Annotated in this window: 15 protein-coding genes; 4 read left to right on the forward strand and 11 right to left on the reverse strand. The window is 31.1% G+C overall.

The features are described 5' to 3' along the window. From HN894_08300 to HN894_08315, 4 genes are all read right to left on the reverse strand, one after another. A partial coding sequence (locus tag HN894_08300) for a hypothetical protein (GenBank protein ID MBT7143326.1) occupies nt 1-570 on the reverse strand: 570 nt, incomplete at its 3' end. Between the two features lie 3 nt (nt 571-573). Beyond that, entirely contained in the window at nt 574-1,419 is an 846-nt protein-coding gene (gene dinD / locus HN894_08305) for a DNA damage-inducible protein D (protein MBT7143327.1), read from the reverse strand. Then, nucleotides 1,416-3,563, reverse strand: coding sequence for an N-6 DNA methylase (locus HN894_08310; GenBank protein ID MBT7143328.1), 2,148 nt, complete (start codon nt 3,561-3,563; stop codon nt 1,416-1,418). The genes dinD and HN894_08310 overlap by 4 nt, the downstream gene beginning before the upstream one ends. A gap of 288 nt (nt 3,564-3,851) precedes the next feature. Next, nucleotides 3,852-6,278 (reverse strand): T9SS type A sorting domain-containing protein, encoded by a 2,427-nt coding sequence (locus tag HN894_08315; protein MBT7143329.1) that lies wholly within the window; start codon nt 6,276-6,278, stop codon nt 3,852-3,854. A gap of 487 nt (nt 6,279-6,765) precedes the next feature. On the opposite strand from HN894_08315, the gene HN894_08320 reads away from it, so the two are divergent. Then, the gene (locus tag HN894_08320) at nt 6,766-8,607 is read left to right on the forward strand and encodes a type IIA DNA topoisomerase subunit B (protein ID MBT7143330.1); all 1,842 of its coding nucleotides are present in this window, start codon (nt 6,766-6,768) and stop codon (nt 8,605-8,607) included. A 65-nt stretch (nt 8,608-8,672) separates the two neighbouring features. On the opposite strand, the gene ruvX is transcribed toward HN894_08320, so the two are convergent. The 7 genes from ruvX to HN894_08355 all read right to left on the reverse strand — a co-directional run bounded on the left by ruvX (nt 8,673) and on the right by HN894_08355 (nt 15,591). Next, complete coding sequence (gene ruvX / locus HN894_08325) at nt 8,673-9,092, reverse strand: Holliday junction resolvase RuvX (GenBank protein ID MBT7143331.1); 420 nt, start codon at nt 9,090-9,092, stop codon at nt 8,673-8,675. A gap of 14 nt (nt 9,093-9,106) precedes the next feature. Then, nucleotides 9,107-10,057, reverse strand: coding sequence for a nitronate monooxygenase (locus HN894_08330; GenBank protein MBT7143332.1), 951 nt, complete (start codon nt 10,055-10,057; stop codon nt 9,107-9,109). A 70-nt stretch (nt 10,058-10,127) separates the two neighbouring features. Further along, nucleotides 10,128-11,381 (reverse strand): HlyC/CorC family transporter, encoded by a 1,254-nt coding sequence (locus HN894_08335; protein MBT7143333.1) that lies wholly within the window; start codon nt 11,379-11,381, stop codon nt 10,128-10,130. 72 nt (nt 11,382-11,453) lie between these two features. Next, nucleotides 11,454-12,023, reverse strand: a complete 570-nt coding sequence (gene lptC / locus HN894_08340) for an LPS export ABC transporter periplasmic protein LptC (protein MBT7143334.1) — start codon at nt 12,021-12,023, stop codon at nt 11,454-11,456. A 100-nt stretch (nt 12,024-12,123) separates the two neighbouring features. Then, nucleotides 12,124-13,464 carry a tetratricopeptide repeat protein gene (locus HN894_08345; protein MBT7143335.1) on the reverse strand — a complete coding sequence of 447 codons (1,341 nt, stop codon included), beginning with the start codon at nt 13,462-13,464 and terminating at the stop codon, nt 12,124-12,126. An 11-nt stretch (nt 13,465-13,475) separates the two neighbouring features. Next, on the reverse strand, nt 13,476-14,780 hold the full coding sequence (locus HN894_08350) for a hypothetical protein (protein ID MBT7143336.1): 1,305 nt from the start codon (nt 14,778-14,780) through the stop codon (nt 13,476-13,478). A gap of 88 nt (nt 14,781-14,868) precedes the next feature. Continuing rightward, nucleotides 14,869-15,591, reverse strand: coding sequence for a type III pantothenate kinase (locus HN894_08355; GenBank protein MBT7143337.1), 723 nt, complete (start codon nt 15,589-15,591; stop codon nt 14,869-14,871). A 174-nt stretch (nt 15,592-15,765) separates the two neighbouring features. On the opposite strand from HN894_08355, the gene HN894_08360 reads away from it, so the two are divergent. Genes HN894_08360 through HN894_08370 form a run of 3 tightly spaced genes read left to right on the forward strand, consistent with a single transcriptional unit; the run spans nt 15,766 to nt 18,365 of the window. Continuing rightward, nucleotides 15,766-16,497 carry a response regulator gene (locus tag HN894_08360; GenBank protein ID MBT7143338.1) on the forward strand — a complete coding sequence of 244 codons (732 nt, stop codon included), beginning with the start codon at nt 15,766-15,768 and terminating at the stop codon, nt 16,495-16,497. 21 nt (nt 16,498-16,518) lie between these two features. Further along, nucleotides 16,519-16,776, forward strand: a complete 258-nt coding sequence (locus HN894_08365; GenBank protein ID MBT7143339.1) for a hypothetical protein — start codon at nt 16,519-16,521, stop codon at nt 16,774-16,776. Further along, nucleotides 16,773-18,365 (forward strand): asparagine synthetase B family protein, encoded by a 1,593-nt coding sequence (locus HN894_08370; GenBank protein MBT7143340.1) that lies wholly within the window; start codon nt 16,773-16,775, stop codon nt 18,363-18,365. The genes HN894_08365 and HN894_08370 overlap by 4 nt, the downstream gene beginning before the upstream one ends. Nucleotides 18,366-18,461 lie beyond the last annotated feature (96 nt).

Here is an 18,461-nt window from a genome sequence, read left to right on the forward strand (position 1 = left end):
AAAAGGTATTTTTAAATCACGAATAGCTTCTTGTGATAAACTACCCATAATTGCACCTATTTTATTTTTATCAAATTGTGCTTGTCCAATTTCAGAGTTAAAAAATATTTCAAGAAACTTTGGATTAATAGTATTATCTAATAATTCAATATAAAAAACTTCAGAACTTATTACAAAATCATAATCTTTCTCTAATGCAATTGCATAGCCAAATGTACCCTTTCTTGTAAGTAGCAAATTACCTTTTTTTAATTGTATGTTTTTTGAAATTTCACTTGAATTAAAATCAATATATTGAATTTTATCAAATCTAAATTCTCCTTTTCTTATGTTTGCAACTTTTAAATAAGGTGTCCCATTATCTTTATAATCCCTAAAATCAAATCCATTATTTATTGATTTGATAATATGGCTAAATTTTTTGAATGGCTTTAAACGAAGTTTTTTATCATATTCATTATAAATATGACCATAATATTCAGGGTCAAGCCTTTTTTCTAATTCGCTTTTCTGTAATATAAAAACACGATTAGGGTTTAGTTTTGTATTTGATATTGTGTAAGTGTTCATCTTTTACTTATCCAGTTTATCTGGGTTCTTACCCAATTTTTTATCATCAGATTTTACTCTGCGTTCTAGTTTTTTAATATCTTCTTCTGCTGGCAGTTCTTCTGGTTTTATTCCCCTTTCAAGCAATATTTTTCTTACAGAACGATTGTTTGTAATGTGTTCGGCAGATATTTGTCTTTCACTTTTAAAGCTTTTTTCCTTGGTATTAAAAACAGTAATTTCAGTAGCAAAATCTTTTGCTTTTATAGTAATTGTTGGCAAGAAGTCGGCTAATGGTCTGTTTTGAGGAATACCTAATTTGGTTTTCATTTGTTTGGTATTATTTCCGCCAAATAAAGCTTGGTCACCTTTACTTCTTATAATTCCAAAGTTTCTGTCATTACCTGTTTGTTCAAAAATAAGTTCTGAAAGTTCTTTTTCCGAGTAAGTTAATTTTTGTCGTGCTTGAAGTCTTTCCCAGTCTTTTATTCGTTGCTCTATTAACTCATATTTTCGAGTTTGTATAGCAAAATAATTTTGAGCAAAAGCAATGCTTTCTTTTCGTGGGTCGCCATTTTGAGTTATCAAATAACAAGCATACCTTGTAAGCATAAAATCATCAATTTCTTTTGATGCTCCCTTTGGCATTTCTATCGTTTTCCTGATGTCAGGAAAATGATTAGATATGTCGTTACCACTTACTTCGCAAGCAATTTTTGCTTTGGTAATTACCTTGTTAAAATTCTCCCATTTGGCATATCCAAGTAAGTGCTGTAAATCTCTTGCAAACCAAAATTCTATACCTTCTTCGGTAGTGTATGAATGTTCTTCAAAATTTTTGGTTAGTGATTGTATTATTTCTTTTTTCATACTTCGGTCTCGTTTATACGATTAATAAACTTTGAAAGTTCTTTGCCTATTTCAACCAGTTCATTATTTTGTGTTTCCCTACCTGTTGCATCATAGCCAATATCTTCGGCAATTGCCATAAAAATAGGGTAATCGTCTAATGTTGTTTGTTTGGCTGAAAAATAATTTTCTGTAAGTTCTTCCTTTAAGAAATTTACTTTATCCTTAAATTCGTTTTGAATTTTAGTTTTATCGTCTTTTATTAGCTCGTTAATCTCTTTTTTATTAAAACTCGGATTTTTCTTTTTAGCTTCTGTTTCTAATTTCTTTATTGCTTCTTTTTTCTCTTTCTCCCATTTTTCAATGGTTTCAATATATTTATTATCTGTTTTTACTTTCTCTTTTAAGTTATCTTTTTGATTGATGATTTTTTCAGTTTGCTTTTTCTTATGCTTACGTAAGAATAAAACAGAACTCTTTACTCCTGCACCTGTGGCAGAAAATGCAGTTTGTGGTAATGAAACAACTGCTACAATTCTGTACATTTCTTCAATATTGTCTCTTACATATTGCAAACTACTGTTTGTTAAAATTCCGTCAGGAATTACAATTGCCAAATATCCATTTTCGTGCAAAAACTTATGGCACTGCTCAATAAACAATACTTCTGTGCTTTGGCTATCTCTAACTTTTTCTCTCAATGCTTTAACAGATAACCAATCATCTTCTTTTTTTCCAAGATTATATTGATGTAAATACGCTTTTTCAGTTTGTTTTATACTGCTTCCAAAAGGCGGATTTGTTACAATAAAATCGAATGAATTGTATTTAAACTCAAAATTTTTGGTATTGTTTTGCAAATCGATGTCCTTTAAAAGCCCGTCTGATGCAATTACATTTGTATGACCATCATCGTGAATAATCATATTCATTTTTGCAGTTCTTGCAATTTGGTCATTTATTTCAATTCCAAATAAGTTTTTTTCGGCAAAGTCGTGCCAAAATTTATAATGGTCTTTTTCTTCTTTTATCGGGTCGTAATATTCAGTTGCTTGTTCTCTTACTTTATCAAGTGCATACAACAAGAAGCCACCACTACCACAACTTGTATCAAGTACTTTTGATTTTTGAGTAATTGGAACGCTATCAACTATAAATTTCACAATTGGTCTTGGTGTAAAATATTGCCCAAAATCGCCTCTGAAATAACTACCCATAAAAGTCTCAAATGCTTTTCCTTTACTGTCAAGGTCAGTTTTGTTAAGATTTATTCTTTGGAAATACTTTACAATTGTTAATGTTTCTTGTGCAGAAAGAGAAATACCATCTTTAAAAACTTCGGGTGCTTCTTTTTCACCAATTGCATATATTTTTTTTACTCGATTTAATAAATCTTCAGGATCTTCACCCCTAAATAATTGGAAATCGTATGGTTCCCCGTTTATTCTGTGACGTTTTTCGTCCCAAATTTTACAGAAAATTAATTTGTCTAATTCGTCAAATGCAACACTTGGATTTCGTTGTCCACCACCCCAAAGTGCTTGATGCGATTGTATGAATATTTTTGTTAATTCGCTTTCGCTTACAACTTCTAATTCAAAAAACTTTTGCTTTTTTCCATAATCTTCTTCGGGTTCATAAACTCTGTTACCTTCAACTTGTGAAATTCCACCTTTTACATATTTGTAAGGTGCAAGTTTGTTAATTCCAAATTGTGGAATATCGGGTATTTCAATTCTACTTTTCGGTTTCTTATCAGGAACTTCGTAATATTGATTTTTTATTCGTGAAGTAGTCCAAACGTATTTTGCTCCTTCTGCTACTGCGTAACTATATGCTTGGTCAACCGCAATATTAAATTGTTGGTCGGTTAAATCTTCCTTTTTACATTCAACTAAAATATATGTTTCTTCGTGTTTGTCGTCATTGTAAACAATTAGGTCAGCTTCTTTTATTTCAGAACCCATTTGCACAGAAGCAAATTGCTTAATCCTTTTTTCAGAATAGCCATAAATCAAAACTAATGTTAGAAATGTTTCAGCTTGTACTTTCTCTTCGGGATTATTAAAGTTTCGTTTTTTGTTTTGATGTATGTAAGTTATAAAGTTTCGACTTTCGTCAAACTTTATTAATCCTTGTTTTATTCCTTGATCAATTATATTCATATAATTATTTATTCAAATTTATTCAAAAATCAAAGATACGGCTAATCTTTCAGGGGTGGAAAAAATAGCACTTTTGGTTTTCAACATTATTTGAACTTTTATTATCAATTTTCCGAAAAAACCCAAATGTGCTATTTTTACGTGGGCTTATTTCAATTTCTTTTTGGTTTCATTCAATGTTCGGTTGTTCTTTTAGCTTTTGTGTAACAATAGTATGTCCATAAAATTCCGTATATTTCCTTATTCTCTTTTAGTTTTAAACTTCATGTCATAAATTGAAGTAATTATCTATTTCTCAATCAGAATCTTTTTAGAATATCTGTAATTTTCGTTTTCAATAATTATTAAATATAATCCGTTTTGTACTTTTTCAAAATTAAGTACTTTCAGTTTTTCACTACTATCAGAAATAGAAATATTATTGATAATTTCGCCAAGCATATTGAATATTCTAATCTTGTAATGGCTTAACAAATCGTTATCCATATCGACATAAACAAGTGAAGAAGCAGGATTTGGATAAATATTAATATTTTCTGAATTGAATTTTTCGTCGATAGAATTTAATGTTCCGCAAAGAAAAGGTTCCAGACTGAGAGAAGTAGTAAATCCGGAAGAAATTTCAACAAATGATTTCCAAACTCCATTTTCCTTTACGTATGAAGTATTTAATCCGCCTTCGCCACGCAAATCGGCATGAAAAACCACGAAAGTATCAATGGGATTGTTGTAAAATATTTCATAGCCAATGAAAAAATTGCCATCGGTTTCTATTGCCGGATCAAAGTCGATATAATTATATGTTAATTCCTGAAAACCGGAAATCAAAATATCTTTTGAATGCAGAACTGAACCGGGCAAATTACCTCCTTCCCAAACTTTTACTGTTATTTTTGATGCTCCGGCTGCTGCATACGCACTTGCAACAGCAATATCAACTCCATGAATGAAATTTGCCTGTTGATTGGAATACTTTTCAGCAAATTCAGTAAATTCATATTCGTTATGACCTGTCCACCAGCCCCAGACACTTGTTCCAAATCCATAGGCTGCAAGTTCTTCTGTATCAGCAATATTTGAAACATAATCGCAACCCGAAACCACAGTTACGTAGCCACTTTTTAAAACCTCATCGTTGCCGGAACTATTCGTTGCTATTAATTTAACGTTATAAACACCAGGAGTTTCATATACAATATTTACCGGATGCTGATTGCTCGAACTTGTAGTGTTTGCACCTGAAAACGACCAAGACCATGAAGTAGGATTTCCAGACGAAAGATCTGTAAAATCAATATGACCGCCTTCTACGATTTGCGAATATGTTGAACTAAAGTCAGCTATGGGAGGATTACTACCATGAAATGGGTTGTAGCCATTGATATAAATATCCCCTGAATTATTTGGGTCTAACCAGGTCTGAAGCTGTTCATGATCTAAAGGATAGGAATCCCAGGCAGCATTTATTTTTTGAAAATAATCGTTTACATTGTTCGAGCAACTTGCCTGTCCTCCGGTAAGTTCTCCTATAATTCTGTGTTCTTCATTAAACAAAGGAGAGCCGGACGAGCCTCCCTCGGTTGTTCCCAACTCCCAATCGTGTATCCACCAATGTGTATTTTGGTCGAGCCCAGCACCATAATCGCCGGTTGTAGGAGAATCGTAGTCTTTCGATATTTTTTTTACATCTCCTTGCGGATGATGCAAACAAATTGCCTTTTTAGGAGACTCTGTCTGTCTGTCCCAGCCTGCATAATATGGCAGATAATTTGCTGGAGGACTTATACTTAACTCAACCAGAGAAAAGTCTAAATTGTTGTGGGTTGCCTTTAATGTTGAAGAAGAAATTTGCTGAGATATTTCCCCATCAGGACCACTACAAGTTGGGCTTTCGTAATTGAAATAAAATATTGCATCTGCTGCATTAGTACCATTAGTTATGCAATGATGAGCTGTCAGAACGTACGGACTGCCATCGGAATTTGTATTGTTTACCAAAGCTCCTGAACACAACATAGAATTGATAATTATCCTGCAAACAGCATGTTTTTCATTTTGCCAATCGTCTCCTTCGGTGCAATTTATATCAACATTGCAGGAACCAGAATTTCCAAAAGAACCATCTTTATTTCCATCTAAATGAGCATAAACATTTATATAATCGTGATAAACCTCTCCTACTTTTAGAGCTGCCAATCCAATTGCGTTTCTTGGTTTATGATATTCAATAACTATTTCTTCACCTTTTACGGGCGCTATTGTCAATGTTCTTGAAATCTTATTATTTTGGGCAGTGAATGCACCTGCAATATTTCTCCCATCTGCACTATAAATAAAAAGCTTCGATCCTTCCGGCAGATGAAACTCCTTGAACTTTAAGCCAATTGAATATGCACCTCTTGAACGAATTGCACAACGCCACACTTCATCGCCATTTTCAAGTATATCCGACTTTCCTTTCTTTAAAACATCTGCTTCGAATAAAATAGTTGCTGCATAGCGCATGGGAATATTTTTTTTTGCATTTTGCAAATCTTCGTTTTTTAAGCTCTGAATGTCAATATTTTCCATTTCATAAATTGGAATATCGTTGTTCAAATTTTTATAAAAACTTATAGGAGAGCCGCCTTTACTTTTTTGAGCAAAACTATTGCTATTTTGAAAAATAAACAAAAGCAAAAATAACATAGCAAAAGACCCAGCAAAACTTCTCATAACACAAAAAACTTTTAATTAAAAACACAAATATAGGAATTATAAAAAATATTACATTTTAAAAAACTATCAAGAATTTAGGTTAAATAGTGTCTCAATTTTCTGTTAAATAATATTTGATTTACAATTTTGAACAAAAGTTGTGGCAGAAAAAATTGAATAAAATTAAGCTAAATTCTATAAATTAATGGCAGAATTTCTCAATCTCAGTTTTTCAAAATTCATTTAAAATTTGACAAATAAAAAAATAGCTTTGACAAACGTCATATTTTTTCTGATTTATACCAAAAGAAAAAGGCAACTTAAAAGTTGCCTTAATCAATCAAAAAAAATGAAAAAAAACCTAACTTAAATATGTTTAACCTTTGCTGACTTCTAATACGTTAACCCATTTTAAAGGTTACAAAAATGCTTGTTAATTTCTTGTTGATAAGTCGCTAAAACAACAAACCATAGTTTTCAATATATTTGCAAAAAATTAATTTTTATGGTTGAAAATTATTCTGATGATACAATAAAAACTTTAGACTGGAAGGAACATATTAGAAAACGTCCGGGAATGTATATTGGTAAACTTGGCGATGGCTCATCTCACGACGATGGAATATATATCCTCGTAAAAGAAGTTATTGACAACTCCATTGACGAATATATGATGGGATTCGGCAAATATATTGATGTTAGCATTTCCGAAAAATATGTAACTATCAGAGATTTTGGAAGAGGAATTCCTCTAAATAAAGTTGTTGATGTTTCGTCGAAAATGAATACTGGAGCAAAATACGATTCAAAAGTTTTCAAAAAAACAGTTGGGCTAAACGGTGTTGGAATTAAAGCAGTGAATGCTCTTTCTGAGTATTTTCACATACAATCTATTAGAGACAAGCAAGAAAAATCGATTGAATTTTCGCAAGGACAAATAGTTTCAGAAAATCCTATTTCGCAAAGCAGCAACGAAAATGGCGTAATTATCAAATTCAAACCCGACGAAAACATGTTTGGAAATTATCGCTACATTTCCGAGTATATCGAAACTTTATTGAGAAATTATGTTTTTTTAAATTCGGGTTTAAGAATTAACTTTAACGGAAACAAATTTTTTTCAAGAAACGGACTACTCGATTTACTAGATGAAAAAATGAATGCTCCAGGAAAATATCCAATTATTCATCTAAAAGGCGAAGATATAGAAATTGCAATTACACATGGGAATCAGTATGGCGAAGAATATTATTCGTTTGTAAATGGGCAACATACCACTCAGGGCGGAACTCATTTGCTTGCTTTTAAGGAAGCCTACGTTCGGACAATACGAGATTTTTACAATAAAAACTACGAACCCTCAGACATTAGAACATCAATTGTTGCCGCTGTAAGTTTAAAAGTTGAAGAGCCAATTTTCGAATCGCAAACAAAAACCAAGCTTGGCTCGAAAAATATTAGTCCGCAAGGAGTTTCTGTAAGAAATTTTATACTCGATTTTATCAGAACAACACTTGATAATTATCTTCATAAAAGTCCTGAAACTGCAAATATTTTGCAGAAAAAAATTCAGGAATCTGAAAAAGAAAGAAAAGCAATATCGAATATTAAAAAGATTGCAAAAGAAAGAGCAAAAAAAGCAAGCCTTCATAATAAAAAACTACGCGATTGCAGAATACACTATAATGCAAAAAACGGAGAGGAACGCTTACAATCTACAATTTTTATTACTGAGGGCGATTCGGCGAGCGGTTCTATCACAAAATCGAGAAATGTAAATACTCAAGCAGTTTTTAGTTTGAAAGGAAAACCTCTTAATACTTATGGACTTACAAAAAAAATTGTTTACGAAAACGAAGAATTTAACTTGTTGCAATCTGCCCTGAACATTGAAGATAGCTTAGAAAATTTAAGATATAATAATGTTGTAATTGCCACTGATGCCGATGTTGATGGAATGCACATCAGGCTTTTGCTGATCACATTTTTTCTTCAGTTTTTTCCCGATTTAATAAAAAACGGACATCTCTACATTTTACAAACTCCACTATTCAGAGTAAGAAACAAAAAGAAAACCTTCTATTGCTACAACGATGACGAAAAAAAGAAGGCTATGAAAAAAACCGGAGTTAATCCAGAAATTACAAGATTTAAAGGTTTAGGAGAAATTTCGCCTGATGAGTTCAAATATTTTATTGGGAAAGATATTCATTTAGAGCCTGTTATATATAAAAAGGAAGAATCTGTTAGCGATTTGCTCTCATTCTATATGGGGAAAAACACACCTGCCCGACAAGAATTCATAATAAATAATCTGGTAATTGAAGAAGATTTGGTCGAACAATAAAAGGTCTATTTATTTTTGATGAAAGCTAAAATTATGGGAAGCTAATTTTCTAAAACGAATTTCAATTATCTATAACTGATACTTTCTAAATAAGATTGCAAAATAATAGTTGCACTAATTTTATCTATAAGCGCTTTATTCCGCCGAGCCATTTTTTTTACACCTCCATCAATCATTGTTTGAAAAGCAATTTTCGATGTAAATCGTTCGTCAACAAGTGAAATTGGGATATGTGGATATTTTTTTTGTAGTTTTTCTAAAAAAGGATCAATAAATACGGTAGCTTCAGATTTTTCATTTCTCAAAGTTTTAGGGTATCCAACCACGAATCGTTCAACAATTTCTTTTTTCAAATAATCTTCAATGAATTTGAAGATTTCTGGCGAAGCTAATGTCGTCAGCCCTGAAGCTATAATCTTTTCAGAATCTGTAACAGCAATGCCGATGCGTTGCTTGCCATAATCTATTGCAAATATTCTTCCCAATTTATTAGTAATTTTTAAAAACAAAAATCCGAAGCAGTTTTTCGTGCCAGATTATATTCACTTACGATATTTTCAATGATTTGAGAAACTGGCAAAATCTTATCAATACTGGCTGAAACTTGTCCAATTTCCAGTTCACCTTCATAAATATCTCCATCGAACATTCCCAATTTTGCCCTTCCTCGTCCTAACATCTTCAATAATTCTTCCTTCGATTTTCCTGACAATTCTGCTTTTTCTACTCTTTCGCAAAACTGATTTTTTATTAGCCGAACCGGAATTAATTCTTTGAAAGACAATCGGGTACTTCCTTCTTGTGCTTTTAGAATTTCATTTTTGAAATTAATGTGAGCCGACGACTCTTCCGAACAAACAAAACGGCTTCCAATCTGAACTCCATCGGCACCCAAAACCATTGCAGCAAGCATCGATTTTCCGGACGAAATACCACCGGCAGCAATCATTGGTTTTTCAATTTTATCTTTGACTTTTGGAATTAAAGTTAGTGTAGTTGTCTCCTCTCGTCCGTTGTGTCCGCCAGCTTCAAAGCCTTCGGCTACAATTACATCTGCTCCAGCATCTTGACTTTTTAATGCAAATTTAGAATTTGCCACTACATGCGCAACAGTGATTCCATTTTCTTGAAGATGCTTAGTCCAGATTTTCGGATTTCCTGCCGAAGTGAATACTATTTTCACTTCCTCTTCAATAGCAATTTTAATTATTTGCTCTGCATAAGAATAAATTAATGGGACGTTTACGCCAAATGGCTTTTTCGTGGCATTTTTCACTTTTCGGATATGTTGCCTGAAAATTTCAGGTGTCATTGATCCGGCACCTATTAAGCCTAATCCACCGGAATTGCTTACAGCCGAAGTAAGTTCCCAGCCACTACACCAAATCATTCCTCCTTGAATTATTGGATATTGTATTCCGAAAATTTCACAAATTCTATTTTTTGCCATAATGAACAATTTGGAGAAGATTACTTAATTTCTAATTTTTGTTAGCCATAAAGTTGAAACGAAAAGACAATTATTTTTTTAGCATTTTGACTCGTTCTATTCTAGAATTGCCAATATCTAATATTTCAAATTCAAAATTTCTAATTTTTATCTTATCGTGCAAATTTGGAATACTTTCATAATGAAACAAAATATAGCCTGCTATTGTGTTATAATCTTCTGACGCTTTAATATTTAAGTTGAATTTTTCGTTTATAAAATCAATTTCTAAACGGCCTGAGAAAATGTATTCGTTTTCGTTTATTTTTTTGTCTTCCAGCTCAATTTTATCGTGTTCGTCTTCTATTTCACCAAAAATCTCCTCAATAATATCTTCTGTAGTTATTACTCCTGATGTGCCTCCAAATTCATCTACAACTACTGCTATATTTTTTCTATCTTTCATAAAAAGCTCAAGCAATTTGTTTGCAGGCATCGATTCCGGAACTATTGGCAATTGGATTATTTTTGACTTGATTGATTTCGGATTTTTGAATAGTTCTGATGAATGAAAATATCCAACAATATTATCAATATTATCTTTATAAATAAGAATTTTTGACAAACCTGTTTCTATAAATGTCTGAATAAGAAGTTCTATGCTTTCGTTTTTTTCGAGAGCAACAATTTCGGTACGAGGAATCATACATTCCCTGAGTTTTACATCAGAAAAATCGAGGGCATTTTGAAAGTATTTTATTTCTTGCTGAAGTTCTTCATTTTCTTCAGATTTTATATTTCCCTTGCCAATAAAATCATCCAAATCGACTTTTTCGAAAGCAACTTTTTCGGTGTTATTTTTAATACTTGCTTTCAAAAAACCTAAACTAAGATACGACAACCAGATTGTAAATTTCGCTATCGGGTAAAACAAATAATAAAAAAATGCAACCGGAATTGAAAAAACATTTAGTGCAATATTGGCGTTTGCCCGGAATACAGTTTTTGGAAGAAATTCTGCTGTAAAAAGTATAATAATTGTTGAAATAATTGTTTGAACACTTAACACAACAATTTCAACAGAAACAAATTTTAAAATAGTTGGTTCAAGAATTTTTGCCATTTGCATTGCAAAAATCACAAGGGCAATATTGTTTCCAACAAGCATAGTTGCAATATATTGTCCCTGATTTTTAGTAAAAACGCTTATAATGCCTGAGGTAAGAAATCCTTGCTTTTTCTCTACTTCAATTCTAAGCTTGTTCGATGAAACAAAAGCTATTTCCATTCCAGAAAAAAAAGCTGAAAAAACTAAGGATATAAGCGATATTAATATTTGTTCCAAACTATAATTCTATTATGAATATTTTTTGCACAATTTTGTTCTTACTATTTTATTGATTCAAAATAATTAATTTCATTCTTTTAAATTAATTATCGATTTTGTTTTTCTAATTGTCCAGTAGTCGAAGTTTTGGTCTGCTTGAAATCCTTCACCAAAAGTAATTTCGTCTTCTGTAATTATTTCAACATATTTGTCTGAGTAGGTAATTTTTTTTCTTTTGTCCCAAAACAATTGCTCGGTTTTTATTGTATCTCCGCTTGTGTTTACTACTACAACGTTTTCTCGGGCTTGCCAAAGGTCTCTTCTTTCAAGATAAATTGCATAATTTGCTCTCAAACTTGAGCTTTCGTTTTTCCATTTGTCGTAGAAAATAACTTCTATTCCTTCAGGGAATTCAAGATATGGATTAACATTATTATCGTATCTTTTAATTCTTGGAGAAATCATCTTCATTTTCAAAATTGACGAATCAGTGAAAATAATTTCCGAATCTTTAACAGATTGAATTGGCAGGCTGTCTGTATTGGTGAGTAATTTAATTTCTTCAATATCGTTTTCGCAAGAAAAAAGAAATCCGACAAAAATTAATATTATAAAAAATCTAAACTTTTTCAACAATTCTATCAAACTAAATATTGTCATTTTAAAATGACTAAGGAATTTTTTATCAAGCTTCGATTTCTGAACATTTTTGAACTATGCAAAACTTAAAGTTCAGAAAAGCTCAGAATTCATAACTTATTTATTTAAATCTTACTTTTGTAGTTTCGTTTATCCAACAAGTCACAGTGTATTCCTGACCTTCTGTAAATCCATACATAAAAGCATTTTCGTTGTTCGGAAAGTGTTTTGTGTATTCAACAATTTGTTTGTTTGCTTCCTCGGCTACAGACGGATCAACTGCCTTGGCTTTGGCAAACTTATCTACTGCAACCCAATAAACTGCTTTTCGTTCGAATTCGTTTTCTCCACAAGCTTTGGAAGATGAAGCATAAGCATTTCCAATTAAGATATATGGTTTTCCGAAAGTATTGTCGAACTGAATTGATTTGTAGGCATAAGTTCTTGCCAATGGGCTGTTCTGAAATTTGCTGAAGGTGATAACTCCTAATTCATAGTAATACTTTGATTTGGTTTTGTCGTCTTCTTCAAACTCGATTGCTTTTAGATAATAATCGGTTGATTTTGTATAATCTTCTTTTTTCAAAAACAGTTTTGCGAGCATATAGGCAGCTATTGCTGAAGGTTCCAATTCATAGAGTTTTTCCGAAGCTTTTGCAAATAATTCAGTATTACCTCCTCCTTCGGCTTTATCTAAAAGCTTTAGCATTTTTTTCAATAACAAAGTATCGTTGGGTGTTGCTTCAAATTTTGGCGCAAAAAGATTAACCAAAGCATCGGTATCTGCAGCGCCGCATTCCGAAAACAATTTTTCGATATTGTTTTTTACTTTATTCAAATTTTCAATTTTCTTGGCATTCTTTTCATTTTTCAATTGCTCTTCAACAATATCCATTGCAATTGTATAATTCTCAACAACTTGCTCTTTTTCAGCTTTTTTCTTTTTAAATAAGCTAACTATTGTTTGAAAATATGAATTTACAACAACAGCTTCACAATTCATTCCTTCCAGTTCGACTGATTTTGCGAGATATTTGTAAGCTTCTTCTTTAGCTTCTTTATTGTACGAAACCAAACTATATCCTTTTCGTCCAAGAACTTTTCCTTCCTGTCCAAAATATTTTATTCTTTGGTCGTAAATCATCATTAAAGTATCGACATACTTATTTTTGATTTCTTTATTCGCCTTTTCTTTTTTGATATAGTCCTTGAAAATTTTAACTCCATTCAAATAAATATTTTTACTTGATTTTGGGCATTCCTTAAAAACAACTCTCCAAGGCGTAATGGCATCTTCATAGTTCTTTTGTTTTACAAACTCGCTGTACAACGATGAATTTCTAACACAATTGATACTATCATTCCCATACTTAGGTAAATCTTCATTTTCTTGTGCAAATAGTGTACTTAAACACAAAACCAAAAATACTAATAAATGTATTTTTAAACTATCTTTTCTCATTTTCAAAATAATTAATCAAATTTTCTTTTTACAAACCAAATATCGTGCAAAGATAAGTTTAAACTAACAATTGCATAATTTTCTTTAATTAGATTAAAATCGGTAGTTCCTCTTTGCCCTACTTTAACAGCAATATTTATTGCCGAATTTGTATATCTAATGGGTAAGCCGAAACCGAGGCTTATTCCTATATCGTTCAATTGTTCGTATCCAAACATCTCACTGTTTATATCTTTGGTAGGGATATTCAAATAGGTGTTTGAATAATGTGCACCAATTCTATAATTAACTCTTTTAAAATAATTTGTTATAGACCTTTTGTTTGGAACGTATTGAAATCCTACAGAAAAATTATTGCTATTCTCTAAGTTATCGCTTTCGCCGAGGAATGTACTTTCCGACCAATTTTGAGTAGAGTAATCTGCACCAAATAAAACTTTTTCTCCTTTAATAGAAAATCCGATCCCAAAATTTGTTGGTAAAACAATTTCATCTGCTTCGCCAGACAAATTTACTATTGTATCGCTACCATAATAAGGACTAAGTTTCAAATCCAAAACATTTTTTGTAACTGAGATATTCGATTTATTGCTAAAAACTAATCCGAATGTGTAATCAAATTTATCATTGTAATTATTTGAATATTGTAGTCCAAAATCAAAATAAAAGTCACTAATATTTACTTTATTGCTATTTTCAATGCTCCAAACAGTATTGTCTTCAAAACTAAGAATACTTTCTTGTTCAATAAATCCGAACAAATATGTAGCATTAAAACCAACAGAAAGGTGTTTTTTTATTAGAAAAGAATTCCCAAAATAGAATTGCTTGATACCTCCATTTCCTTTATAATAATTATCGATTGTTCCAAAACCGTATGTATTACTTGTGTCAGAAGTTCTAATATTATAGCCAACATCAGAAAATGGAAGCAATCCAAAACTCGAATACCACCAATCTGTTACTGGAAATCCGATTGACAAATAATTATAATTCATATCATTATTAGTTTGACTCGATTCTACGGTTTCAGAAAAAGTTGATCGATAATAGAGGCCTGCTTCAAAAATAAATGATAATGTATCAAATGATGAATATGATGCCGGATTAGAACAATTTATATGATTCGAAGAACGTAAACCATAAGCCAATCCTCCCATTGCTTGATTTTGTCCAAAACCTCGTTGGGTAATATAGCCAATTCCGTATCGTGTATATGGAGAACTAATTTGGCTTTGAGTATAGCCACGATTGTTCGAAATAATCAGTATTATAAGCGAAACCAATATTTTAAGAACTACGATTTTATTTTTCATATATTTTGTATTTCTATTTGAAGCAAAGAACTAATTGAAATAAATTATATTGCATATTTATATTTATTGCCTTGAAAATATACCTAAATCATTGATAATCTATAATTTTATTTAATCCAATTAATACTAAATTTGATTCTGCAAATATTGGATTTTTTAGTTTCCTTTCAAAGAAAAAAGAATCGCCACCTGTAAAAATTACTTTCAAATCTGAGTATTTCATTTTCAATTCATGAATATAAGTATCAATTTCGAAAATCATTCCGTTTTGTACGCCTGAAATAATTGCCTGACTTGTTGAATTTCCGATAAGTTGAAACTCGTCGAGCGGACTTAACAAAGGAAGGTTTCCAGTAAATTTATTCAATGCTTGAAATCGCATATTTAGCCCGGGAGAAATATTTCCTCCCATATATTGATTTTTAGAATTTAGAAAATCGAAAGTAATAGCAGTTCCGGCATCGATTATCAAAACATTTTGTTTTGGGAACATGTGGCTTGCACCAACTACAGCAGCAATTCTATCCATCCCAAGCGTATTAGTCGATTTATAACAAATCTCTATAGGAAGTTTGGTGTTTTGATTTAGCAGAATTACATTCTCGAAATGCTTGGAAATTAGATTATACTGAAAATCATCTTCTTTTTTTACCGAAGAAACTATAATATTTCTAAAAGACGAAAACCTGCTCTTTATTTCACGAACAGCATTTTGATCTATTGTTAAATAATAATTCACATGAATTATTTCATTGTTCTTGAAACAAGCAAACTTGGTTCTACTATTACCTATGTCTATAATTAAATTCATTTCGTTCAGAATATTTCTATTCTTTATATTAATACATTTTAGAAACTGATATCAAAATAAATCAATTCATTCAATTTTTTGCAAAAATATAAAAACAAAATTATTTGATTTTTAGAAATTGTTTATATTTTTACTATTTTTAACTGATTTTTTGTTGAATAAACTTATAGACTTATGGTAACGAAGAAAAAAATTCTCATTGTAGAAGACGACCATCTTATTGCAACAATTTTCAGAATGTTTATAAAAGAGTTGAACTACGACCTTATAGATATATTGAGTAATAGCGAAGATGCTATAAAAAAAATTCCTGCCTTAAAGCCAGACATAATACTCATGGATATTTTAATAAACGGGCAGCAAGATGGTATTGAGGTTTCAGAATTCATCACAAAGGAAATTGATGTTCCAATTATTTTTATAACCAGTAATATAGAAGAAGAAATTGTAAAAAGAGCTGTCAATGCAAATGCTTATGGATTTTTGGTGAAACCAATTGATAAAAAAGCATTAGGAATATCAATTGAACTTGCCTACAGAAAACATAAATCTGATATTGAATTGAAGAAAAGAGAATATTTACTGAATAGTATTATTAACCAATCTCCGGATTCAATAATAGTAATACATGACGAAAAAATTGTTTTTGCAAATAACAAAGCTTTGGAACTGTTCAACATATCTGATTTTCAAAAGATTATAAAAAAATCAATTTTAGACTTCTTCGACGAAAAACATTCTGTAGTACTAAAATCGCATATTGATAAAGCAATTGTTGATGAAAAACCTATTGGTGCTTTTTCTATACAATTTTCTCCTATGAACAAAAAATCTCTTGAAATTTTGATTGAGGGCTCTGTTATAAAACACAATAATGAGAATTATATTCAATTAATAATGCAATAACTTTATTTATCTATACTAAAAATGCCAAAATTTATTGGAATCTTCAGCAAGGAAGACAATATCAAAACTCAATTGATTGATGTATCAGAAAACCTGAACTATATTGAGAATATAGGCTATGATAAATTATGCATTCGTGCAAATCTAAACGATAATAAAATTTTCTTTTGGGGAAACATTTTCAATACAGCCGAGCTGAAAAAATTGCTGCAAATTGAAGATAATAATGTTGCAAAAATTGTATTGTCATTATACCTTAAAAAAAAAACGATGGATTGAAATTGCTTGATGGAGATTACAGTTTTGTAATAATCTCAAAAGAAGAAACAATACTTTGCAAAGATCGTCATGGTACGGGTCCACAATTTTACTATTCAAACACTTTTTTTGCAAGTAACTTAAACCAGTTATTAAATTTCAAATCCTTTTCTGCCAAACCAAACTATAAATCTTTATTCACTTTTTTGAGCCTTGGATATATTCCCTCTCCCGAATGTTCCTTAGAAGGAGTAAAAAAACTACCCGCCGACACAGTATTAATCAATAAATATGGTAATACTGTACTTACTAAAATCAACACTTTCGAAGATTTTATGAATAGTGCAGGCACACTCAATATATCTGAAGCCGATGTAACCAATGAATACAAAAATTTGCATAAAAAAGCTATTCAGGCAAGAGTTGCAAATAAAAACTCCATTGGATTATTATTGAGTGGAGGATACGACTCCGGCGGGAATATAGCAGCACTTCGAGATTTTTACGATGGAAAAGTCAATTGTTTTTCGATAGGTTTCAAAAGAAGTACTTTGACAGAACTTCCTTTTGCAAAAATTCTTGCTAAAACTTACAATGCCGAGTTTTATCCTTACGAAATTGATGGTTCCGAGATAAACTACTTACCAGAAATTGTTGATTATTTGGGAGATCCATTTCAAGAAGGGGGATTAATGGTCAATTATTCTGTAATGAAAATTGTCAGCCAATCGCGCCCCGAGATTCTATTAGGTGGCGATGGCAACGACCAATACCACGGCACTTCCGGAAAAGAACTTGCTTTGAATTGGAGAATTAATAAAAATGGATTTACATGTTTTCAAAAATTATTCAGCAGTATTTCGGATATGAGTATTTTTGAAAAAGACAATATATTTTTCAGGGCAAGATTTCACAACGAAAAAATTCTAAATATACAGAAAAGCGACACATTTGGTTTTAGCGAATCGCTGCTCAAAAGACTTGTTCTACAAAAACAATATATCCAAACTCCCGACTATACTAAACTGATTCCCAAAAAATTCAAAAATTTCGACGAATTTTATTATGTTCATAATTATTTATTAGACATTCAACAAGTTATAAATAATGTAATTTTATTTAAAGCTTCAAAAATGGCTTCGATGTTTGGAAATAATTTAACTTTTCCGTACATGAGCACAGATTTATATAATTTTTTGAAACAACTTCCCGTAAATCTTAAATTTCATGGAACTGTAGAACAACTATCCAAAGGAGCAGGAACCTCAAAATTTACTCATAAACAATACTTTAAACCAAAACTACCGCCTGAAATAATCAATAGAAAAAGACAAGGTGGTTTTGCTCCCTTACCAATCTTTTTAAAAGACAATGATAGAAGAAAGATGATTGAAAATATTATCTTGAAATCGGATGCAACAAATGAATTGTTCAACAAAAAATTCCTAAACAACTGTTTTAGTAAATACGATGCAGTTGCAAATACAGATGGATACTGGTTTTGGTATAAACAAGTAAAAGCTACTCAAATGTTCAATCTATTGGTAGTTTCACTTTGGTGGGAACGCTTCATCAACAACAAGTCTAAAAATAAACTTTCTGAATTTTAAAGGCAATTCATTTTTTTATGATACTGAAAATGCCCGCTATAATGTTGTGCATTTTTATTTTATCAAATACATATAAATAAGAAACTAAAACCAACT

Source organism: Bacteroidota bacterium, assembly GCA_018692315.1.
Classification (GTDB): Bacteria; Bacteroidota; Bacteroidia; order Bacteroidales; family JABHKC01; genus JABHKC01.

Coding starts and splice junctions, on each gene's coding strand:
- HN894_08350 (MBT7143336.1), bottom strand. CDS start 14,780: ATGAAAAATAAAATCGTAGTTCTTAAAATATTGGTTTCGCTTATAATA.
- HN894_08345 (MBT7143335.1), bottom strand. CDS start 13,464: ATGAGAAAAGATAGTTTAAAAATACATTTATTAGTATTTTTGGTTTTG.
- HN894_08315 (MBT7143329.1), bottom strand. CDS start 6,278: ATGAGAAGTTTTGCTGGGTCTTTTGCTATGTTATTTTTGCTTTTGTTT.
- HN894_08330 (MBT7143332.1), bottom strand. CDS start 10,057: ATGGCAAAAAATAGAATTTGTGAAATTTTCGGAATACAATATCCAATA.
- dinD (MBT7143327.1), bottom strand. CDS start 1,419: ATGAAAAAAGAAATAATACAATCACTAACCAAAAATTTTGAAGAACAT.
- HN894_08365 (MBT7143339.1), top strand. CDS start 16,519: ATGCCAAAATTTATTGGAATCTTCAGCAAGGAAGACAATATCAAAACT.
- lptC (MBT7143334.1), bottom strand. CDS start 12,023: ATGACAATATTTAGTTTGATAGAATTGTTGAAAAAGTTTAGATTTTTT.
- HN894_08360 (MBT7143338.1), top strand. CDS start 15,766: ATGGTAACGAAGAAAAAAATTCTCATTGTAGAAGACGACCATCTTATT.
- HN894_08320 (MBT7143330.1), top strand. CDS start 6,766: ATGGTTGAAAATTATTCTGATGATACAATAAAAACTTTAGACTGGAAG.
- HN894_08355 (MBT7143337.1), bottom strand. CDS start 15,591: ATGAATTTAATTATAGACATAGGTAATAGTAGAACCAAGTTTGCTTGT.
- HN894_08310 (MBT7143328.1), bottom strand. CDS start 3,563: ATGAATATAATTGATCAAGGAATAAAACAAGGATTAATAAAGTTTGAC.